Origin of the sequence: Lentibacillus sp. CBA3610 (genome assembly GCF_013373365.1) — a bacterium.
Taxonomy (GTDB): Bacteria; Bacillota; Bacilli; order Bacillales; family Amphibacillaceae; genus Lentibacillus.
The window spans coordinates 1,803,646-1,823,570 of the sequence record NZ_CP035925.1 but is presented as its reverse complement, the minus strand read 5'-3'; the positions used below and the strand labels follow the sequence as shown (position 1 = coordinate 1,823,570).

Below are 19,925 nucleotides of genomic sequence, written 5' to 3'. Positions count from 1 at the left end.
ATATATATGTGCCGTTTGCCTAAAGATAATGCAGGACATAGGGAGAGATTCCGATGCAAACGTTATCAGCGAAAGACTTAACGCTTGGTTATGGTGACGACATAATAATTGATGATTTGGATACAATACCCCAAGGCGAAATTACAGTATTCATCGGCAGTAATGGCTGTGGGAAGTCTACGTTGCTCCGCTCATTGGCCCGTTTGTTAAAACCAAAAGGCGGCGATGTTGTGCTTGATGGTGAAGATATTGCCAGGATGGGCACGAAAGAAGTAGCCAAGAAACTGTCCATATTGCCGCAAAGCCCGGGAACGCCTGATGGTCTGAACGTTATGGAACTGGTTAAACAAGGAAGACATCCCTACCGCGGCTTTTTGAAACAGTGGTCGCAAGAAGATGAGACGGCTGTTCATAATGCCCTCGAAGCCACAAACATGCTGGAATTTAAGGATCGTCCGGTTGATTCGCTTTCGGGAGGTCAAAGGCAGCGGGCATGGATTGCCATGACACTGGCACAGGAAACAGATACGATTTTGCTGGATGAACCAACAACATATCTGGATATGACCCACCAGATTGATGTTCTTGATCTTTTGTTTGAACTGAACGAAAAAGACGGGCGCACGGTTGTTATGGTATTACACGATTTAAATCTTGCCTGCAGGTACGCTCATCATATCGTTGCTCTTAAGGATAAAGATGTTTTTGCACAAGGCAGACCAGAAGAAATTGTAACATGCAATCTGGTCCATGAAGTCTTTCAAATGAAATGTGATGTAACGTTTGATCCGATGTTTGGAACACCAATGTGTATCCCGCACGGAAGAGGCCGTTGTGTAAAGGCTGAAAAAGCAGGCCTTCAGCAATCGGCAGCCAATTGAATCTGATGTAGCAATCCCACTGGTTTTGACAACCTGATGGGATTTTTTTAATCAGTGAATTTAAAACATGCCTGGTGCGTTAATTGTGACAGTTTGAGCCGGGAAATTGTGAATTTAAGACTGATTTTGTGACAACATAAGCCGATTTCAGTAAACATGAGCGGATTTTGCGACAGTTTGAGCGAACGCAAAAACTTTCCAGGCACAAAAGCGGCAGCCCGGACAGCACCTCTGTGAGCACTCCAGAGTTTTCATGCTCTTGTTTTTGCCTGTTTCATTCATAAGAACTCCTATTTTAAGGCAAATTAATAACAAGAGGTGATCTAAGTGAAAAAGAAATATTATATTAATTTGGGCAGTCAGGAAATTTCGCAAATTAAATATGATAATAACGAGGGGTTTATTATATATGCAACCGATGATGAAGTTCGTCTTTTACGACAAAGGTTGGATGGGATGGACAATGCGGATAGAGACGCTTTTTGGCGTGCCCATATCCCGATTAGGCCATACCATAATGATAAACCAAATGATGATTATGATGCCGGCATAACAGAGGCATTTCAAATGATTCATGATCTCGGTAACAAGGAAACCAAACAGCATATTGATGATATTGGTATATTACGTGACGATCATCTGTGAATAGGCAAAATAAGGAATAAGACTAAATATCTTATTCCCGTTTTTCACATAAATGCTGAACTGGGTATGGCCACAATTTTAAGTTTAACCTGTGGAAAAAAAGAGGAATAATATACCATAAGTAAGCTTATATATTAAAATGAGAGGGGATGCAACATGCCAGGTAAGAAACCAATCAGGTATGTAAGCTTTATTATGAGTATTGTAGCCATTATATCCATACCCTTAATAATCCAATCGGCACCAGACCCAAACAGTGTCAGCTGTTCCTCAAGCTGATAATCATCAGAAGTCACAAGCGATTAATGCAAAAAGTGGGGCAGCGGAAAGAAAAGGCTTTCAGGAGGAATTGTCTCATGATCAGATTGTATCATTAACAGATCAATTTATGGACACAATTCTACAGGAAACAGATGAAACGAACAAAGTCGTACAGTTTGATACGAAAGCCGGCTTATTAAATGAATTTACAAAAATAACAACAAAAGAAGTTGCATCTGGCTATGTAGATTTTTATTTCCGAGAAGAATCTGACGGCCTGTATATTAAACCAACCGAGACACCACCATGGTTTCAAGAAAGTAACGGCTATGATATGATACAAAAAGATAACAAAACAATGAAAGTTGTACAGGAAAATACAACAGCTTTGTATGGAACATATACCATTAAATTGGAATTCACATGGCAGGAAAATCAGTGGTATATAACAAATATCATTCATGAATAAAAGAACCTGAAAGCAGTTGAAATCATGTACCGATTTACAGATTATTATCATAATAAGGTAACATTATCCTTTGATGATCATCCTTTTTCACGAAATCCAAAACATGTCTGGGTCATTTGCACGTATAAAAATAAATGGCTTCTGACCAGACATAAAGAGCGGGGGCTGGAATTTCCGGGTGGCAAGGTCGAGGAAAATGAATCGGCCAGAGAAGCGGCTATTCGGGAAGTGAAAGAAGAAACCGGCGGATCAATCGAAAAAATTCGCTATTTGGGCCAGTATACGGTTGCCGGTAAAGGTGGAACCATTATCAAAAATGTCTATTTTGCAGAAATAAAGGACTTAGCTGTACAGAAGACATATTACGAGACTGAAGGCCCTATTGAACTGTCACATATTCCTAAAAATGTAAAGCGCAACAAGCAATATAGTTTTATTATGAAAGATGATGTGTTGAAGCATTGTATGGCCTATATTAGGAAAAAACGCTGACGCGTCTTTTCAGATACATGAGGTCGGATTGGAAGAAATCGGCGAGTTAGCCGATATCCGTATTGAAAACGTCATTAAAAGGGATGGAATGGGAATCGGGGCTAAGAGCCGATTCCCATTTTAAGGGAAGAAAGAGCATTTCAGCTTTTGCGGCTATCTTGTATGCCTAATCAAAAAGACTTCAATACGTTCAACAATTTTGTACATGAGTGCTGCAAATATGGCAATCAGGATTAAGCTTGACATAACGAGTGAAAAATCAAATACTTGGAAACCGTAAACGATTAAATAGCCCAACCCCTCATTGGAAACTAGAAATTCTCCGACTACGACACCTACCCAAGAGAGTCCCACGTTGACTTTTAATGTTGAAATCATCGCCGGAATGGTAGCCGGGAAAATTGCTTCTTTAAAAATTTGACCGCGTGTTGCTTTGAAACTTTTCAATACTTTCACATAGTTTGGATCAACTTCCCTGAATGCGGAATAGACAACTAATGTCGTAATCACTACTGATATAATGGCCCCCATTGTAATAATGGAGAGGTAGCCCGGTCCCATGGCTACAATAATAATCGGTCCCAGAGCAACTTTAGGCATGGCATTCATGATGACTAAATAGGGGTCCATAATTTTGGAGAATCGCTCAGACGACCATAAGATGGTGGCCATGATGATGCCAAGAATTGTTCCAATCAGAAATCCCAAAACTGTCTCAAACAATGTTACCTGGGTATGTGCAAGCATGGATCCATCCGAAAAATTTTCCACGAGGACAGTGTATACTTCAGATGGTGAACTGAATATTAGTGGATCTATCCAATACATTCTGCTGGCTAATTCCCAGAGTCCAAAAAAAGAAATCAAAATAATGATTTGCCATGAAAAAACAAAGCGCTTTTCACGTTTGAGGGTTTTTTTATACTTTTCATGCAAATGCTGATCGTTATCATGTGTCATTTGAGGAATCCACCACCTTCGTCTGCTGTGAGCCTGCCTCGTTTTGGTTTAATGCTTCCCAAACTTTATCAAATAGAATTTGATATTTTGGATGACGCCGTGCTGAAAATGGTTTTTCATTCCTTAATTCCAGCGGCACTTCAAACGTTTTGGCGATGGACCCGGGATTGGCATCCATCAAAATAATGCGATCGCTCATGGCAATGGCTTCACCAATATCATGCGTTACCAGTACGGATGTTTTATTATATTTTTGCAGAAGGTCCCAAACCAGGTCTTCCAGCTTTAACTTAGTTTGATAATCAAGGGCAGAGAATGGTTCATCCAATAATAAAATTTTGGGATTTGTGATTAATGTTCGTACAAGCGCAACACGCTGGCGCATCCCGCCGGAAAGGGAGTCGGGATAACTATCCGTAATATTGGCTAAACCGACCTGTTCAAGTAAATCAACTGCTCTTTTTTTTGTTTCGCTGGATTGGTCACGACCGATTTTTGGACCGATTAACACATTATCAATAATGCTTTTCCATGGAAACAAATAATCCTGCTGAAGCATATAGCCAATATCCAATTCAGACTTGCGCAATGGCTGCTCACCAACATAAACCTCTCCGGCTGTGTGTTCAATAATTCCCGCTATAATCGAAAGGATTGTTGATTTTCCGCAGCCGCTTGGCCCAAGCAGTGCAACAAACTCACCATCTTTGACAGAAAATGAAATGTCGTCGAGTGCTTTTGTATAATTTTTTTTGGAAAAATAATGATGTGATAAGTGATCTAAGGTGAGAAATGACATTTGACAGCCTCCTTAGTTTCCAATTACTTCCTCAGCAATCGTTGTGTTGACAAGCTCTTCGTATGGAGCATCTCCCGGCAGTTCTCCCGCTTCATCCATAATATCTTTAAGATTATTCCATCCCTCTTTATCAAGTACCGGTTCTGCGGCGAATGAATTCTGGCTTTTGTAACGGTCAATGGAAGATGCGAGCATTTCCTTTTCTGTATCTTCAAAATAAGGCTGGATCACTTCTGCAATTTCTTCAGCGCTATGTTCCTGAACCCATTGCTGTGCCTTATATATTGCTTTTGTGAAACGTTTAATGGTATCTTCATTCCCGTTTAGAAAGCTTTCTTTTGTCATAAATGTTGTATAGGGAACTGAGCCGGACTCGTCACCAAATGAAGCAATCACATGGCCATTGCCTTCTTTTTCAAACGTACTGGCAGTTGGTTCAAATAATTGAACATATTCCGAATCACCGGAGGAAAAAGCTCCGGGGATGTTGGCAAAATCAACATTCTGCAGGAGATTTAAGTCGGTATGCGGATCAATGTCATGTTTTTTCAGCACATACTCACCGACCATTTGCGGCATTCCTCCTACACGCTGTCCAAGAAAGGTGGTGCCCTTGATATCTTCCCATGTAAAATCTGGTTTTGGTTCTTTAGCAACCAGAAAAGTGCCATCCGTTTGGGTTAATTGAGCAAAGTTGATGGCTTTATCCTTTGAATCCTGAGCATGTACGTAGATGGATGTCTCTGATCCAACCAAGGCAACGTCAGCTCCATCAGACAACAGTGCCGTCATAGTCGTGTTCGCCGCCCCATGTCGTTTGCAGCTCAAATATCTATCCTTCCTCTCAAAAAAATTGCGACGTATTGTGGGGCATAAAAGACAGAACGTGTCACTTCAGCCAATTGAATGGTGGTTTTATCATCATTGCTGGAACTGCAACCCACTGTAAAAATAAGAAAAAGAAAGCATGATAAAGCAATACCGAGGTGTTTTAGCATAGTATTCGTTCCTTTCTCATCATAGTTATCCCGGTTTAACCGTCCGTAGACCCCCACTTTAAGATAAGTGGTGGGGGTAACGTTCGGTAATACCCTGATTCGTTAGGTTTTTCCATTACTGGTGCAAGGCGCCCGTGATGGAAGTTTCACTTTATGTCGTCATAATATGCGACCTTAAAAAATGTGTGAATGCCTAGTGAAAGATGTTAGATGTTAGAAATGAGCGTGGAAAAATTCAGTGTAACGATGGAACGGAACGAAATCAGGTTAGAAAAGTACGGGAGAGAAGCTGTCACGTTCGGAATGTAATGAAATCAAGCAAGGGAAACACGAGAGAGAGGCTATCTCGTTCGTAAGGAGATGAAATCGAGCAAGAAAAGGACGAGAGAGGAGCTGTCACGTTTGGAAAGAAGTGAAATCAAGCAAGGAAAACACGAGAGAGAGGCTATCTCGTTCGGAAGGAGATGAAATCGAGCAAGAAAAGCACGGGAGAGAAGCTGTCACGTTCGGAATGTAATGAAATCAAGCAAGGGAAACACGAGAGAGAGGCTATCTCGTTCGGAAGGAAATGAAATCGAGTAAGAAAAGGACGAGAGAGGAGCTGTCACGTTTGGAAAGAAGCGAAATCAAGCAAGGAAAACACGAGAGAGAGGCTATCTCGTTCGGAAGGAAATGAAATCGAGCAAGAAAAGCACGGGAGAGGAGCTGTCACGTTTGGAAAGAAGTGAAATCAAGCAAGGAAAACACGAGAGAGAGGCTATCTCGTTCGGAAGGAAATGAAATCGAGTAAGAAAAGGACGAGAGAGGAGCTGTCACGTTTGGAAAGAAGCGAAATCAAGCAAGGAAAACACGAGAGAGAGGTTATCACGGTTGGAATGAAACGAAAACAGACAAGAAAAGCACGAGAGACTGTTGAAGTGGGAGTTACTGGCGATTTTAAATAAAAATCAGCTTTAAAATAGTCCATAATTCGAAAAAACGCTGACGCGTCTTTTCAGATGTCGGAGGTCAGATTAGAGGAAATCGGTGAGACAATCGATTTCTGTATTTAAAACATCACCCTGAATTCTTAACTTTATAAAAAACCGGCCTCAATGAATGAGACCGGCTGTCAGCATGTAGCTGTATATATTTTCCTTCATATGTTAAATCCTTTTGGGATGAGGAAACAAACGAATGAAATACTTTAAAATTAACCTTTGTACGCGGGGCCTGCATTATGAATCTCTTCACTCGCTTCGGTGAATTGGCTGAAGTTGTCATGAAATTTCATGGCAAGTGCTTGTGCTTCCGCTTTATAGGCTTCCTTATCAGTCCATGTGTTTTCCGGTACCAAAACGTCATCCGGAACGCCTGCTACGTGAACAGGGATTTCCAAACCAAAGATATTGTCCGTTACCGTTTCGATATTATTTAGCTCACCTTCAAGTGCTGCATGGACCATCGCTCGGGTATAGGAAAGCTTTATACGGTTTTCCCGACACCATATGATCCGCCGGTCCATCCGGTATTAATCAAAAATACGTTTGAATTGAATTGAGCATATTTCGACGGAACAATGGAAGGAAGGTGATCCGAAACAAGCTGAAAATGTAGCTTGCGGCTGGGTTACGCCGCGTTCAGTACCGGCGAGCTTACTCGTATAACCGCTCAGGAAATGATACATGGCCTGTTCTTTTGTAAGCTTGCTGATTGGCGGCAATGTACCAGATGCATCAGCTGTCAGAAATATGATAGCGTTAGGATGACCGGCTACACTTGGTGACACAATATTGTTGATATTCTCAAGCGGATAGGCTGCTCGTGTATTTTCAGTTAAAGATGTGTCATCGTAATCCGGTTCACGTGACGACTCACCAAGGATGACATTCTCCAGTACGGAGCCAAAACGGATGGCGTTGTAAATTTGCGGTTCTTTCTCCTTGGAGAGATTAATACATTTGGCATAACAACCGCCTTCAATATTAAAGATACCATTCGGACTCCATCCATGTTCGTCATCACCGATCAGGCGGCGGTATGGGTCTGCGGATAGCGTTGTTTTACCCGTTCCGGAAAGTCCGAAAAATAAAGCAACATCACCTTCCTGACCGATGTTTGCGGAACAATGCATGGACAGAATATCATTTTGCGGCAAAAGGTAGTTCATGACTGAAAAGATGGATTTCTTAATTTCGCCCGCATATTCTGTTCCGCCAATTAAAATGATCCGTTTTTTAAATGAGATGAGAATGAATGTTTCGGAATTTGTCCCGTCAACTTCAGGATCCGCTTTGAATGTCGGAGCAGATATAACCGTGAATTCAGATTGATGATGCTTTAACTCTTCGTCTGTCGGGGTTATAAATAATTGACGGGCAAATAAATTGTGCCAGGCATATTCGTTGATGACGTCAATCGGCAGTCGGTGGTTTGGGTCGGCCCCTGCAAATCCCCTGAAATGGAATAACTCATCTTTCTCATGCAGGTAAGCCGTCACTTTTTTCAGCAATTTGTCAAATGAAGCCTCATCGATAGGACGATTCACGTCACCCCAATTAATGAATTGTTCACAGACATCATCACGAACAATAAATTTATCTTTCGGGGAACGGCCGGTGTATTCGCCTGTCGTTGCAGCTACTGACCCGGTAGCTGTCAGAACACCTTCATTGTGTGATAAGATTCTTTCAACTAATAATGGCACAGCCAGATTAGCCTGTATATTATGATGGGTAAGCAAATCTTGCGTTAAAAGTGCATCTTCTTCTGTTTTCATTTTCATTACCTACCTTTTAATGGATTCAGTCAGAAAAACGATCTGATAACCTGATTCTGCATATTAGTATAACACATTGATAAAATTAGTCCATACTATTTTTATAATTAATTATATGAAAATCTTGCGGTGATGTTATTCCTCCTGTGTAAAAGTTGACATCCCACAGTGAATTCGTTACGATAAAGTGCGAACGGAAACTCTCTTATTCAGAGTTGGTGGAGGGACAGACCCGATGAAGCCCGGCAACCATCACGTATTGTGAAAAGGTGCTAATCTGATGCAAGGATAGATCCTTGAACAATAAGAGCGAAAGGCCTCACTACCTTTCCTCAGCGTGCAGGGAAGGTTTTTTTGTTTTTATTAGGATGTTCAATCACTGCAAAATTATTGCTGGATCGACTTTTGGAATGTTCTGGTGAAATGAGTGATTAAGCCTTATAGTCATAAAAATTATAGCAAAATACTGAAAAAGATAGAGTTCCGTACCATATATATAAGGGAGGACATGGCCATCATGGCTGTAAACAAGCGTTTGTTCACATCTGAATCGGTTACGGAAGGACACCCGGATAAGATTTGTGACCAGATTTCAGATGCGATATTGGATGAAATTTTAGCTAGTGATCCAAATGCTCGTGTTGCTTGCGAGACAACCGTTACAACCGGATTGGTACTGGTATCGGGGGAAATTACAACAACGACATACGCTGATATCCCGGCGATTGTTCGGCAGACGATTAAAGATATTGGCTATACCCGGGCAAAATACGGGTTTGATGCGGAAACGTGTGCAGTGCTGACGGCAATCGATGAGCAGTCTCCTGATATTGCCGGCGGAGTTGATACGGCATTGGAGGAACGTCAGGGTAAAACGAGTGACGAAGAAATTGCTTCCATTGGCGCAGGAGATCAGGGGCTGATGTTTGGTTTTGCGTGCAATGAAACAGAGGAATTGATGCCGCTGCCGATTTCACTTGCGCATAAATTGGCAAAGCGGCTGGCAGACGTGAGAAATGAAAATACCCTGGACTATTTACGTCCTGATGGAAAAACACAGGTGACGATAGAATATGATGAGCATGACGTACCGGTCAAAGCCGATACAATCGTTATCTCAACGCAGCATCACCAGGATATTTCAATCGATCAAATTGAGAAGGACATGATTGAGCACGTTATTCGCCCCGTCGTGCCCGCGAATCTGTTGGATGAAACGACTAAATATATCATTAACCCGACAGGCCGATTCGTGATTGGCGGCCCACAAGGCGATGCCGGCCTGACTGGGAGAAAAGTCATTGTTGACACATATGGCGGCTATGCCCGTCACGGCGGCGGTGCATTCAGCGGGAAGGATTATACAAAAGTTGACCGCTCGGCAGCATATGCAGCACGCTATGTTGCCAAAAATATTGTGGCAGCCGACTTAGCCAAAACGTGTGAGGTACAGCTGGCTTATGCCATTGGCGTTGCCGAACCTGTATCAATCTCCATTAATACGTTTGGAACAGGCGTTGTGAGTGAAGAAGTGCTTGTTGATGCAATTCGAAAAGTGTTTGATCTTCGTCCGGCAGGCATTATCCGGATGCTCGATTTGAAAAAACCAATCTATAAAAATACCGCTGCCTATGGTCATTTCGGCCGAACAGATACGATATTCCCGTGGGAAAAAACCGATAAGGTGGAAGAAATACAGGCGCTGGTGAAAAGTGAATCGTAAGGTCCTGGAAACAGGGAAAAGGTGCGGGAAACCGCATCTTTTTTTATAAGATTGGTAAAGGGCGTATGTATTATAAGTGATGAATTTAAAAAAATAACAATACCTGCCCTCTATTTTCTTTTTTTAATATGGTATAATTATTAAGTCGTGCGTAAAATGCACCACGATTAAAAGGGGGAAAATTATGTGCGGTTTTATCGGTATGCTGCGAAATAATCCCATGACACCGAATGACCAGCAGCAAAACAATTTCAAAAAACAATACAATAAGATGTTTCATAGAGGGCCTGATGATGAAGGATATTACCATGATGATTATGTTTCGTTCGGATTCAGGCGGTTAAGTATCATTGATCTTGAAAGCGGTGCACAGCCGTTAAGTTATAATGACGATAAAATCCGGGTTATCTTTAATGGCGAAATCTATAATTATGTGGAATTGCGCAAGGGTTTACTTGATGAAGGTTATGCATTTGCAACCGAATCTGACACTGAAGTCATTGCAGCGCTATTTGCCAAATACAGAGAAAAGGCATTTCAATATTTGCGTGGCATGTTTTCAATCCTTATTTGGGATAAAGAGCAGGAAACACTGTATGGTGCACGTGATCCGTTCGGTATTAAGCCCCTGTTCTACCATGAAACAGTAGAAGGAATAGTACTAGCGTCCGAGAAAAAAAGTATCACATTAATGATGGAGAATGAAGACGTCAGTAACGAAGCCCTTCAGCATTATTTAAGTTTTCAGTTCGTCCCGGAACCAATGACGATGACAACAGGAATTCAAAAGGTCGAACCAGGACACTATTTTGTGAAAAAACCTGCAGAAAAAATAACGTTTTATCGGTACTGGCATGCAACGTTCAGCCCGAGACTGATGGATAAGCAGGATTGGATCAAACGTATTCAGGATGTTATGTATGACTCGGTAAAAATGCATATGCGCAGTGATGTACCGGTTGGTTCATTTTTATCCGGCGGTATTGATTCGACCCTTATCGTAGCATTGGCTAAAGAGCTTAACCCAAATATCAAGACGTTCTCGGTCGGGTTTGAGCGGGAAGGCTATTCGGAAGTTGAAGTTGCCAAAGAAACGGCTGATAAACTGGAGGTAGAAAATATATCGTATGTTGTTTCACCTCAGGAGTATGTGGAAAAACTTCCGAAAATTATGTGGCATATGGATGATCCGCTGGCAGATCCGGCCTGTGTACCACTTTATTTTGTTGCACGTGAAGCACGGAAACATGTCGCGGTCGTGTTATCCGGGGAAGGTTCTGATGAGCTGTTCGGCGGATATAATATTTATCGTGAACCGGAGTCACTGAAAATATTCGAATCCATTCCGGCATCTGCCAAAAATCTTTTGGGCAGAGTGGCAGATGTTATGCCGGAGGGTGTCCGCGGCAAAAGTTTTCTGGAACGTGGGACAACCCCATTGCGCGAGCGGTATATCGGGAATGCCAAAATGTTTGAGGATGCGGAAAAAAAGGCGATCCTTAAAAACTGGCAACGTGACCTGACATATCAGCAAATAACCGGAAAACTGTTTGACAATGTCAGTGAATACCCGTTAGTTAATCAGATGCAGTACGTTGATATTCATACATGGATGCGCGGGGATATCTTATTAAAAGCCGACAGAACAACAATGGCAAACTCGGTCGAGCTGCGTGTACCATTTTTGGACAAGGAAGTATTTCGGGTCGCAAGTGAAATACCAGTTGATATGAAAATTGCCAATGGGACGACAAAAAGTATTTTACGTGAAGCTTCCCGTGGCATTATACCTGATCATGTCCTTGACCGGAAAAAGCTCGGTTTTCCGGTACCAATCCGTCACTGGCTGAAGAACGAACTGAACGATTGGGCAAAACAGCTGATTCACGAAAGTCAGACAGACCATCTGCTGCATAAATCCTATATCCTTGACTTGCTTGATGCTCACTGTCAGGGAAGAGGTGACTACAGCCGTAAAGTATGGACTGTACTCATGTTTATGCTATGGCATCAGATTTTTGTTGAAAAGAAATTCGATATCCACGAGTTAGCGAAGCCTGATGTTACGGTGGAATCCATTACAAAAGCAGGATAAAAAGCATTCATTGACTAAAAAACAGGCGATACGGCTTAATAAACCGTTATCGCCTGTTTTCCTATTTGCTCCCACGCAGATTTGAACTCATCAATCGGAGCCTTTGCAAACAACCGTCACCGTGTTGGGGCGAGATCCCATTCAAGAAAAATTCCTTCTATAATACTGCCCCTTCTCAATATATGACTGATAAACACGTGCCATCTCCTGATAATCTTCTTCTGTCAAATCCCTGACGACTTTAGCGGGTCTTCCCAGTGCAAGCGTATGCGGGGGGATTTTTTTGCCGGGCGGGACAAGGCTTCCGGCGCCGATAAAGGCATGTTCGCCAATTTCCGCTCCATCCAAAATAATTGACCCCATACCAACCAGGGCATACTCACGAATGGTACAGGCATGAAGTGTCACCTGATGACCGACTGTCACATAATCTTCAATGGTTACCGGCAAATTCGGACTCTGATGGACCATGGATAAATCCTGAATACTGACACCTTTTCCGATTCTGGTCGGTGCGACATCCCCGCGAATGACGGTCTTAAACCATATACTTGATTGTTCATCAATTGTCACATCACCAATGACATCTGCATCGTGTGCGATATAAACAGATTGGTGGATGTCCGGTTGTTTATTTTTATATGGCTGAATCATTTGAATCCTCCCCTGAAATATGGTGATATTAATAGTATAGCAAATTTTTCAAGTTTGTATCGAACGATCGGAGGAATGGGTGTTGGCATACAGTATACCGAAAACACCTTTTACACTAATGGCAGCCGTCTACCGCAAAATTTTTCCCGCAGTTAATGCAGAGCTTAATTTTTGGGAGAGGCGGGCCTTTGAAATCCCTAACGAAGAATTACGCGAGCAGGCACTGGCGAGTATCGAATCAAAGCGATTCCACTGCTTGGGCGGTGCTGTTTATGCTTTGCTGGCCGGCTATCGATGGCGGGAAGCGATCAGGTTTATCGTGGCATACCAGACCATCAGTGATTATTTGGACAATCTGTGTGACCGGAGTACCTCATTGGATCCGAATGATTTTCGCCTGTTGCATCAATCGATGAATGATGCTTTAAGCACTGGGAATACGATTAGGGATTACTATGCATTACGCCGTGAAAAGACGGACGGGGAATATTTAGCCGATCTGGTGCGAACATGCCAGAAAACAATGCGACGTTTGGATGAATTTGACACCATCCAAGGCCATCTGCTGAACCTGGAACAGCTATATAGTGATTTGCAAGTCCATAAACATGTGAAAGTGGATGAACGGGTCCCGAGGCTGGTTAACTGGTTTGAGGAAAAGACAAATGATTCATCACTGTATTGGCATGAATTTTCTGCGGCTGCCGGATCGACACTGGGAATATTTTGTCTCGTTTCGTATGCATTAGGCGGAAAAATGACACCGGAATTGGCGGATAATGTTATTGAAAGTTATTTTCCATTCATGCAGGGCTTACATATTTTGCTTGATTATTATATTGATCAGGAAGAAGACAGGATCGAGGGGGATTTGAATTTCTGCCGCTATTATGACAATCAGGCGCTTATGGAAAAACGTATCATGTATTTTATCGAACAAGCTGATTCATATGTGCAGCAACTCCCGGACCGCCGCTTTCATGAGATGGTTCATCACGGGCTTGTCGGTCTTTATTTGGGAGATCCGAAAGTAAAGAAGCTTGATGGCGGGATGGAAATGACTGATGATTTATTGCGTATCAGCGGGTATAAAGCACGTTTTTTCCACTGGAATACAAAGTTTTATCACCGAATGAAAAAAACCCGGGCCTGATCCCGGGTCCAATGTGTTAATTTCTTTTTTGGATGGCCAGAATAAACGGCGGGTCATTTTTCTGATTGATAAAACCGTAGTACAGGACGTGGTACAGCTCTTGATTCAATAGCCGGGCATAACGCATCAGCTGCTCCCTTTCCTGATCTCCGCCTTCATGTCCGTGATACACGACGAGAACAACGATACCGTTTTGCTTTATATGTGACAAAATGCCCTCAATAGCCAATATAGTCGTCTCGCTTTGGGTAACGACTGATTTGTCACTTCCCGGAAGATAACCAAGGTTAAAAATTGCCCCGCCCAACCGGGTCAGTTTGTCAACCGGCATATGATGGATGAAATTACTGTGGCTGTCTTTGATAATCGTTGCATTGGTTAAGCCGTTTTGCGCAAGGCGGGCTTTGGTGTTGGTAATCGCCTGATTCTGGATGTCAAAAGCGAAAACATGCCCATTTTCTCCAACGTGCCGGCTCAGGAAAAGGGTATCATGACCGTTTCCGCATGTGGCATCAATAACCGTATCGCCTTTATTCACGACTTCTTCCATTAAATAATGAGAGTAGTTGATAATTCCTTTAGTCATAGTTGTTCCGTGCTCCTTTTGCTGCTCACTTCATTTATACCTGAACGGGAATAAATCCGCTGACTGGTTGTATTTTAGCATGAAAGACTGTTGTTGGAAAGAACGGGAACTGTCATACCTTGACAAAGCCATTCGTGTTGGATAGAATTCGAAATACATATATCGGGTTTTTTCGAACTTTATGATAAGGAACGACAATGAAAAGGATTAGTAATTAACTTCTCTCAGGCAAAGCGAGGCAGTGGCCGGTGGAAACTGCCCCTGAGGCGTTTTTGAACTCACCTTTAAGTCGCAAAGATGAACGTCAGTAGCCTTTGCCGTAATATCCGCGTTAAGGATCAAGTGAACGCATCATTTGCAGTGCGTTAAGTTGGGTGGTACCGCGGGAGATAAGCTTCTCGTCCCTTTTGTGGGGATGAGTGGCTTTTTTATTCGTCAAAATTTTCTAAGTTAAATAAGCTCCTTATATAGAGGCGTTGCAGCGGAATGCGGGATAGGGTGCTGACGTTTTGACATTCACAAATGAATAGGGAGGAAATGCAATGAGTTTCAATCATCAGGAAATCGAGAAAAAATGGCAAAATTATTGGGCCGAGAATAATACGTTTAAAACGGATACATTTTCAGAAAAGGAAAAAGTGTATGCGCTTGATATGTTCCCGTACCCATCCGGGGCAGGTTTGCATGTCGGTCACCCGGAAGGCTATACGGCAACCGATATTTTTTCACGTATGAAGCGAATGCAAGGGTATGAAGTGCTTCATCCGATGGGCTGGGATGCATTTGGTTTGCCGGCAGAGCAATATGCAATCGATACTGGTAACAGTCCGGCTGAATTTACGGAACAAAATATCGCAACCTTTAAACGGCAAATTCAAGAACTTGGGTTTTCCTATGACTGGGATCGTGAAATCAATACGACAGATCCAAGTTATTACAAGTGGACGCAATGGATTTTCACGAAGCTTTATGAAAAAGGGCTCGCCTATATGGATGAAGTCCCGGTTAACTGGTGTCCGGCGCTTGGTACCGTTTTGGCAAACGAAGAAGTGATCGACGGTAAAAGTGAGCGGGGCGGTCATCCGGTCGTCCGAAAGCCGATGAAACAATGGATGCTGAAAATTACCGACTATGCTGATCGTCTTTTGGAAGACCTGGAGGAATTGGACTGGCCGGAAAGCATTAAAGAAATGCAGCGTAATTGGATTGGCCGCTCTGAAGGGGCCGAAATCACGTTTGACATTGATGGGCACGATGAACAATTTACAGCATTCACAACACGCCCTGATACATTGTTTGGTGCGACGTACGCTGTGTTTGCACCGGAACATCCGCTGGTCGATAAAATCGTTACACCAGAGCAGCAGGATACAGTTAATGCCTATTGGAAAGAGATTGAAACAAAATCAGATCTGGAACGCACGGATTTGGCTAAAGAAAAAACCGGAGCATTTACTGGAGCATACGCCATTAACCCGGTTAACAATGCGAAAATGCCAATCTGGATTGCCGATTATGTCCTGATGGGTTACGGCAGCGGAGCGATTATGGCGGTGCCCGGACATGATGAGCGTGACTATGAATTTGCCAGCAAATTTGAACTGCCGATTGTAGAAGTTGTTGCCGGTGGTGATATAGCCCGGGAAGCTTATGTTGATGACGGTGAGCATGTTAATTCCGGTTTTCTGAATGGGTTGAAGACAGATGAAGCCATAGCCAAAATGATTGAATGGCTTGGGGAGAATGGCAAAGGGGAAGGAAAAGTAACATATCGCTTGCGTGACTGGTTATTTTCCAGACAGCGTTACTGGGGCGAACCAATCCCGATTATCCATTGGGAGGACGGCTCCATGAGTGCTGTTCCTGAAGCGGATTTACCCCTTGAACTGCCGGAAATGGATGAAATCAAAAACCGTCCGGAACAGGCGAGTCACCGCTTGCCAACAGTAACTGGGTCAATATCGTTGATCCGGAAACGGGCATGAAAGGTCGCCGTGAAACGAATACGATGCCGCAATGGGCGGGCAGCTGCTGGTATTTCTTACGGTTTGTTGATTCGAATAACCCGGAACAGCTGGCTGATCCAAAAGCACTCAAAGAATGGCTGCCGGTCGATATTTACATTGGTGGAGCTGAGCATGCGGTCCTTCATTTGCTGTATGCGCGTTTCTGGCACAAGTTTTTGTATGACATCGGTGTCGTGCCAACGAAAGAACCGTTTATGAAGTTATTCAACCAAGGCATGATTCTCGGGGAAGGCAATGAAAAAATGAGTAAATCAAAAGGAAACGTTGTGAATCCTGACGATATCATGTCAACACACGGTGCAGATACACTGCGTCTCTATGAAATGTTCATGGGGCCGCTTGATGCAGCTGTTGCCTGGTCAACGAATGGTCTGGATGGTGCGCGTCGCTTCCTGGACCGCGTATGGCGATTAATCGTTAATGAGAACAGACAGTTATCCGAAAAGATTGTGACAGCCGGTGAAGACACGTCCCTTGAAAAGGTTTATCATGAAACAGTGAAAAAGGTAACCGAGGATTTTGAAAACCTGCATTTTAATACAGGTATTTCACAACTGATGGTGTTCATTAATGAGAGCTATAAAGCAGAAACCATTCCTAAGATGTATATTGAAGGGTTTGTCAAAATGCTTTCCCCGGTTGCACCGCATCTATCGGAGGAGTTATGGCAGCTTCTGGGGCATGAAGACACCATTGCCTATGAAAAGTGGCCGGAATACGACGAGTCCAAAATGGTTGAAGATGAAGTCGAAGTCGTCCTTCAGGTTATGGGTAAAGTCCGTGCCAAAATGAACGTGGCGGCAGATATTTCAAAAGAAGAACTTGAGAAACAAGCATTGGAAAATGAACAAATCCAAGCTCATATTGAAGGGAAAACGATTCGTAAAGTGATTGTGATTCCAGGAAAGTTAGTGAACATCGTAGCCAATTAAAAGACATAAGTATGGCGGTTAAAGGATCCCTGTGAGATAGAGGCAGGGGTCCTTTTTTTACTTGAAAAGATGATATGTTTATCTATGCTGAGGATTAATGGTAAAAGATTAGTGGTTGAAAGTAGTTGGCCAGACCTCTGAAATCGAACCTCTACCCCAAAAGGCACTAAAAGTTTTAGAAAGTATCAAATTTCGGATGTCATTTTCAATTTGGAATCGCTGATTTCTTACAATCCGGCCTCTGACTTCTGGTACTGAAAAGACGCGTCAGTATTTTTCGTATAAGGAAAGTAAAAAATCAGGGTGATGTTGCAAACACAGAAATCGGCTGCCTCACCGATTTCACCCAATCCGCCCTCTTACTTCTGGCTTCTGGAAAGAGGAGGCTAGGAGTCTTGGACAAAAGTTTTCTTTAAAAAAACGCCCGGGTTTTCATTTTGGCTTGTTTAATGTAAGAATTAGAGGACATTTAAAAAAGGCACACCAAATAAGCTTCACTATGTTATTTTTTAATTTCTTGAGCGAAACGTTATTCACCTCCTCTCATTAAGTCTGCTTTATTAGCCGGTATCCTTGTATAATTGTTCCTTCTGGTGGACGGTTTCATGATACGACGGACTGTTAAAGTAGACTTTCACGATTTTCCGGATATTGTGCATGACGCAGTGCAATTTGAATTCACGTGAAGCATTGTCCATCCCACGTCCATGCATCTGTTTCCCACTCATCCCTGCACTTGAAATGTTGCCCATACAGGTTCCGGACGCTTTTTCTCTGTTTCAGAATTTCTTTACCTTTCTCACTGTCAGCCTTCGCTTTCGCTTCTTCCCTGATAGGGTCATTTTCCATATCCCTTTCTATTTTCCGAATACCGTCTTTTGCTTTCGTACAGTGCGGGCTAAGCGGGCAGGACTGGCAGGCTTCTTTATTGCTGTATTCTCCAATCTTTCCTGATTTCTTTGTTTTCTGCCGTGAAAGCATCTGGCCCTCTGGGCATGTGTAGGTATCACTCTGTGCATCATACGCAAACTTATCCTTGGCATACGGGGATTTCGCTACGGCGTACGAGGCATAAAAGTCCGTCCCTTTCCTTCTCATGAAAGCAATATTATTGGCTGAGAAAAAACCGGCATCGGCGCCGGCTTGTATGTCTTTTAACGAGCCGCACATTTTTTCCGCATGTTCCAACGTTGGTTGTAACCCAAGTTGATCGGAAGCATTGTTGCTTGTATGTGCACCAAGGATAATATGCGCTTTGACATCAACCCAGGCGAGATGGTTGTAACATTGCTGCACACCATGGTGTTTCGTAAGCATGATACTTGAATCTGGATCTGTAAAATTGATTTGTTTTCCTGGTGGGATCTTTTTATTCCCATTTTCCTCTTGCCACTTTTGCTCCAGTGTTGTTTTTGCCTGTTCCATCGTGTGAATTCGATCTGTGTAAATTGCCGAACGTCGTTCAAGACATCACTGTCCAGTTCAAATGATTCCGCTGGCACATCATTAAAACAGGGCAACTGGATTTAACACTTCTTCATCGTAACCATGCTTCGTTTCGGTTTCCTCTACCTCTGAATCGAGGTTGAATACCTGCTGTTCCTTTTGTTGTAATTCTGATTGATGCTGTTTCCGCAAAAGACGCTGCACTTGCTCCGCCTGTTCATGTATACAAGCCTTCAGCTTATGGTCCGGCATCTGCTCCACTTCATCTATGTATGGTTTAATAACGTCATATAATGCTTCCATATCGTTTGTTTGGCGATCGATTTTCTTTGTCAGGTGCTCATAACTCATCGCTTTGTGCTTCGAGGCATTGGCTTTGACTTTTGTACCATCAATATGCATGCGTTGTCGGCCAATCAGGGACAACCCTTCACAGATTCCAATGACTTGAATGAAAAGGCGGTCCACTTCAGCCAAAAGAGCATCTATCGTTCGTTCTACTGTTTTATAACTTGGCATACGCATGCCGGATAATATCCACTGTGCGCCAATACTGTCCTCGGCAAACCGACAGATCTTCTGAGCTGCATAATGTCCATGGTACATGGCGTAAAAAATAACAGCCGTTACGATACGGCGGGTGTAAGGTGGCGCCCCCATTCGTAAGCGTTCATAGTAGGTCAGATCCAACTCCTCTGCCAAGTACGAAAAGAACCGGGCAGCATGTGGCTTATGTTCAATCTTGTCCTGTAATAATTCCTGGAAAAGAACAATCTGATTAGGGGCATCAGGGTTTCGTTGTGCCATTTAATCTCTCCTCGTTTTTGAGATTCCAACGAAGAGTGGCTAAACTGTGGCGTTTTTAAACAAAATAAGGTACAATGAAATCAAAGCACTCTTCGTTGGTTTGTTTTTCTCTCAAAAAACATTGTACCATTAAAAGAGTGCTTTTTTCTATGGTTAAAACCTTATAACCCCTGCATTGAAAAGGGTATTAGGCGATTTCATCCAAAGCATATTTAAAGCAATTTTAATCAATTATCGAA

At 42.8% G+C, this 19,925-nt stretch carries 14 protein-coding genes, 3 pseudogenes, 1 riboswitch and 1 other annotated feature; of the genes and pseudogenes, 9 read left to right on the top strand and 8 right to left on the bottom strand.

All coding sequences use genetic code 11. The annotated features are described in order from the left end of the window. Positions 1–53 precede the first annotated feature (53 nt). The 4 genes from Len3610_RS09255 to ytkD all read left to right on the top strand — a co-directional run bounded on the left by Len3610_RS09255 (position 54) and on the right by ytkD (position 2,748). Positions 54–881, top strand: coding sequence for an ABC transporter ATP-binding protein (locus Len3610_RS09255; RefSeq protein WP_176447696.1), 828 nt, complete (start codon positions 54–56; stop codon positions 879–881). Between the two features lie 327 nt (positions 882–1,208). After that, on the top strand, positions 1,209–1,526 hold the full coding sequence (locus Len3610_RS09250) for a hydrolase (protein ID WP_176447695.1): 318 nt from the start codon (positions 1,209–1,211) through the stop codon (positions 1,524–1,526). A 256-nt stretch (positions 1,527–1,782) separates the two neighbouring features. After that, a complete protein-coding gene (locus Len3610_RS09245; RefSeq protein WP_176447694.1) occupies positions 1,783–2,256 on the top strand; it encodes a hypothetical protein in 474 nt (157 codons plus the stop codon). A 24-nt stretch (positions 2,257–2,280) separates the two neighbouring features. After that, positions 2,281–2,748 carry an RNA deprotection pyrophosphohydrolase gene (gene ytkD, locus Len3610_RS09240; RefSeq protein WP_176447693.1) on the top strand — a complete coding sequence of 156 codons (468 nt, stop codon included), beginning with the start codon at positions 2,281–2,283 and terminating at the stop codon, positions 2,746–2,748. Between the two features lie 153 nt (positions 2,749–2,901). On the opposite strand, the gene Len3610_RS09235 is transcribed toward ytkD, so the two are convergent. The 3 genes and pseudogenes from Len3610_RS09235 to Len3610_RS09225 all read right to left on the bottom strand — a co-directional run bounded on the left by Len3610_RS09235 (position 2,902) and on the right by Len3610_RS09225 (position 5,505). Then, positions 2,902–3,708, bottom strand: coding sequence for an ABC transporter permease (locus Len3610_RS09235; protein ID WP_176447692.1), 807 nt, complete (start codon positions 3,706–3,708; stop codon positions 2,902–2,904). Continuing rightward, positions 3,698–4,507, bottom strand: a complete 810-nt coding sequence (locus tag Len3610_RS09230) for an ABC transporter ATP-binding protein (protein WP_176447691.1) — start codon at positions 4,505–4,507, stop codon at positions 3,698–3,700. Before Len3610_RS09230 ends, Len3610_RS09235 begins: the two co-directional genes overlap by 11 nt. A gap of 12 nt (positions 4,508–4,519) precedes the next feature. After that, a pseudogene (locus tag Len3610_RS09225) lies at positions 4,520–5,505 on the bottom strand (ABC transporter substrate-binding protein). 818 nt (positions 5,506–6,323) lie between these two features. Here Len3610_RS09225 and Len3610_RS20850 point away from each other — a divergent pair. After that, positions 6,324–6,449 (top strand): hypothetical protein, encoded by a 126-nt coding sequence (locus Len3610_RS20850; RefSeq protein WP_255259853.1) that lies wholly within the window; start codon positions 6,324–6,326, stop codon positions 6,447–6,449. A gap of 248 nt (positions 6,450–6,697) precedes the next feature. Here the strand turns inward: Len3610_RS20850 and pckA are convergent. Next, positions 6,698–8,263, bottom strand: a pseudogene (gene pckA / locus Len3610_RS09220) (phosphoenolpyruvate carboxykinase (ATP)). Positions 8,264–8,465: 202 nt separating this feature from the next. Further along, a riboswitch (SAM riboswitch) is annotated at positions 8,466–8,573 on the top strand. A 207-nt stretch (positions 8,574–8,780) separates the two neighbouring features. Here pckA and metK point away from each other — a divergent pair. Both metK and asnB read left to right on the top strand, forming a co-directional pair. Next, positions 8,781–9,986 (top strand): methionine adenosyltransferase, encoded by a 1,206-nt coding sequence (gene metK / locus Len3610_RS09215; RefSeq protein WP_176447690.1) that lies wholly within the window; start codon positions 8,781–8,783, stop codon positions 9,984–9,986. 184 nt (positions 9,987–10,170) lie between these two features. Next, entirely contained in the window at positions 10,171–12,081 is a 1,911-nt protein-coding gene (gene asnB / locus Len3610_RS09210) for an asparagine synthase (glutamine-hydrolyzing) (RefSeq protein ID WP_176447689.1), read from the top strand. 141 nt (positions 12,082–12,222) lie between these two features. Here the strand turns inward: asnB and Len3610_RS09205 are convergent, their stop codons facing one another. Beyond that, complete coding sequence (locus Len3610_RS09205; RefSeq protein ID WP_176447688.1) at positions 12,223–12,735, bottom strand: gamma carbonic anhydrase; 513 nt, start codon at positions 12,733–12,735, stop codon at positions 12,223–12,225. Positions 12,736–12,817: 82 nt separating this feature from the next. On the opposite strand from Len3610_RS09205, the gene Len3610_RS09200 reads away from it, so the two are divergent. Further along, positions 12,818–13,888: a tetraprenyl-beta-curcumene synthase family protein gene (locus Len3610_RS09200; protein WP_303700306.1), complete on the top strand. Its 1,071-nt coding sequence runs from the start codon at positions 12,818–12,820 to the stop codon at positions 13,886–13,888. Between the two features lie 16 nt (positions 13,889–13,904). On the opposite strand, the gene Len3610_RS09195 is transcribed toward Len3610_RS09200, so the two are convergent. After that, the gene (locus tag Len3610_RS09195; RefSeq protein ID WP_176447687.1) at positions 13,905–14,474 is read right to left on the bottom strand and encodes a tRNA 5-(aminomethyl)-2-thiouridylate-methyltransferase MnmM; all 570 of its coding nucleotides are present in this window, start codon (positions 14,472–14,474) and stop codon (positions 13,905–13,907) included. Positions 14,475–14,662: 188 nt separating this feature from the next. Further along, positions 14,663–14,883: a binding site (T-box leader), on the top strand. A gap of 133 nt (positions 14,884–15,016) precedes the next feature. On the opposite strand from Len3610_RS09195, the pseudogene leuS reads away from it, so the two are divergent. After that, positions 15,017–17,433: pseudogene (gene leuS, locus Len3610_RS09190) on the top strand (leucine--tRNA ligase). A gap of 678 nt (positions 17,434–18,111) precedes the next feature. Here leuS and Len3610_RS09185 read toward each other — a convergent pair. Then, positions 18,112–18,858, bottom strand: coding sequence for a transposase (locus tag Len3610_RS09185; RefSeq protein ID WP_176447686.1), 747 nt, complete (start codon positions 18,856–18,858; stop codon positions 18,112–18,114). 81 nt (positions 18,859–18,939) lie between these two features. Next, positions 18,940–19,686 carry a transposase gene (locus Len3610_RS09180; RefSeq protein WP_176447685.1) on the bottom strand — a complete coding sequence of 249 codons (747 nt, stop codon included), beginning with the start codon at positions 19,684–19,686 and terminating at the stop codon, positions 18,940–18,942. Between the last annotated feature and the right edge of the window lie 239 nt (positions 19,687–19,925).

Bases quoted from the DNA above. Each gene is read 5' to 3' on its own strand.
- Len3610_RS09255 (WP_176447696.1), top strand. From the start codon at position 54: ATGCAAACGTTATCAGCGAAAGACTTAACGCTTGGTTATGGTGACGAC.
- ytkD (WP_176447693.1), top strand. From the start codon at position 2,281: ATGTACCGATTTACAGATTATTATCATAATAAGGTAACATTATCCTTT.
- Len3610_RS09235 (WP_176447692.1), bottom strand. From the start codon at position 3,708: ATGACACATGATAACGATCAGCATTTGCATGAAAAGTATAAAAAAACC.
- Len3610_RS09230 (WP_176447691.1), bottom strand. From the start codon at position 4,507: ATGTCATTTCTCACCTTAGATCACTTATCACATCATTATTTTTCCAAA.
- metK (WP_176447690.1), top strand. From the start codon at position 8,781: ATGGCTGTAAACAAGCGTTTGTTCACATCTGAATCGGTTACGGAAGGA.
- asnB (WP_176447689.1), top strand. From the start codon at position 10,171: ATGTGCGGTTTTATCGGTATGCTGCGAAATAATCCCATGACACCGAAT.
- Len3610_RS09205 (WP_176447688.1), bottom strand. From the start codon at position 12,735: ATGATTCAGCCATATAAAAATAAACAACCGGACATCCACCAATCTGTT.
- Len3610_RS09195 (WP_176447687.1), bottom strand. From the start codon at position 14,474: ATGACTAAAGGAATTATCAACTACTCTCATTATTTAATGGAAGAAGTC.
- Len3610_RS09185 (WP_176447686.1), bottom strand. From the start codon at position 18,858: ATGGAACAGGCAAAAACAACACTGGAGCAAAAGTGGCAAGAGGAAAAT.
- Len3610_RS09180 (WP_176447685.1), bottom strand. From the start codon at position 19,686: ATGGCACAACGAAACCCTGATGCCCCTAATCAGATTGTTCTTTTCCAG.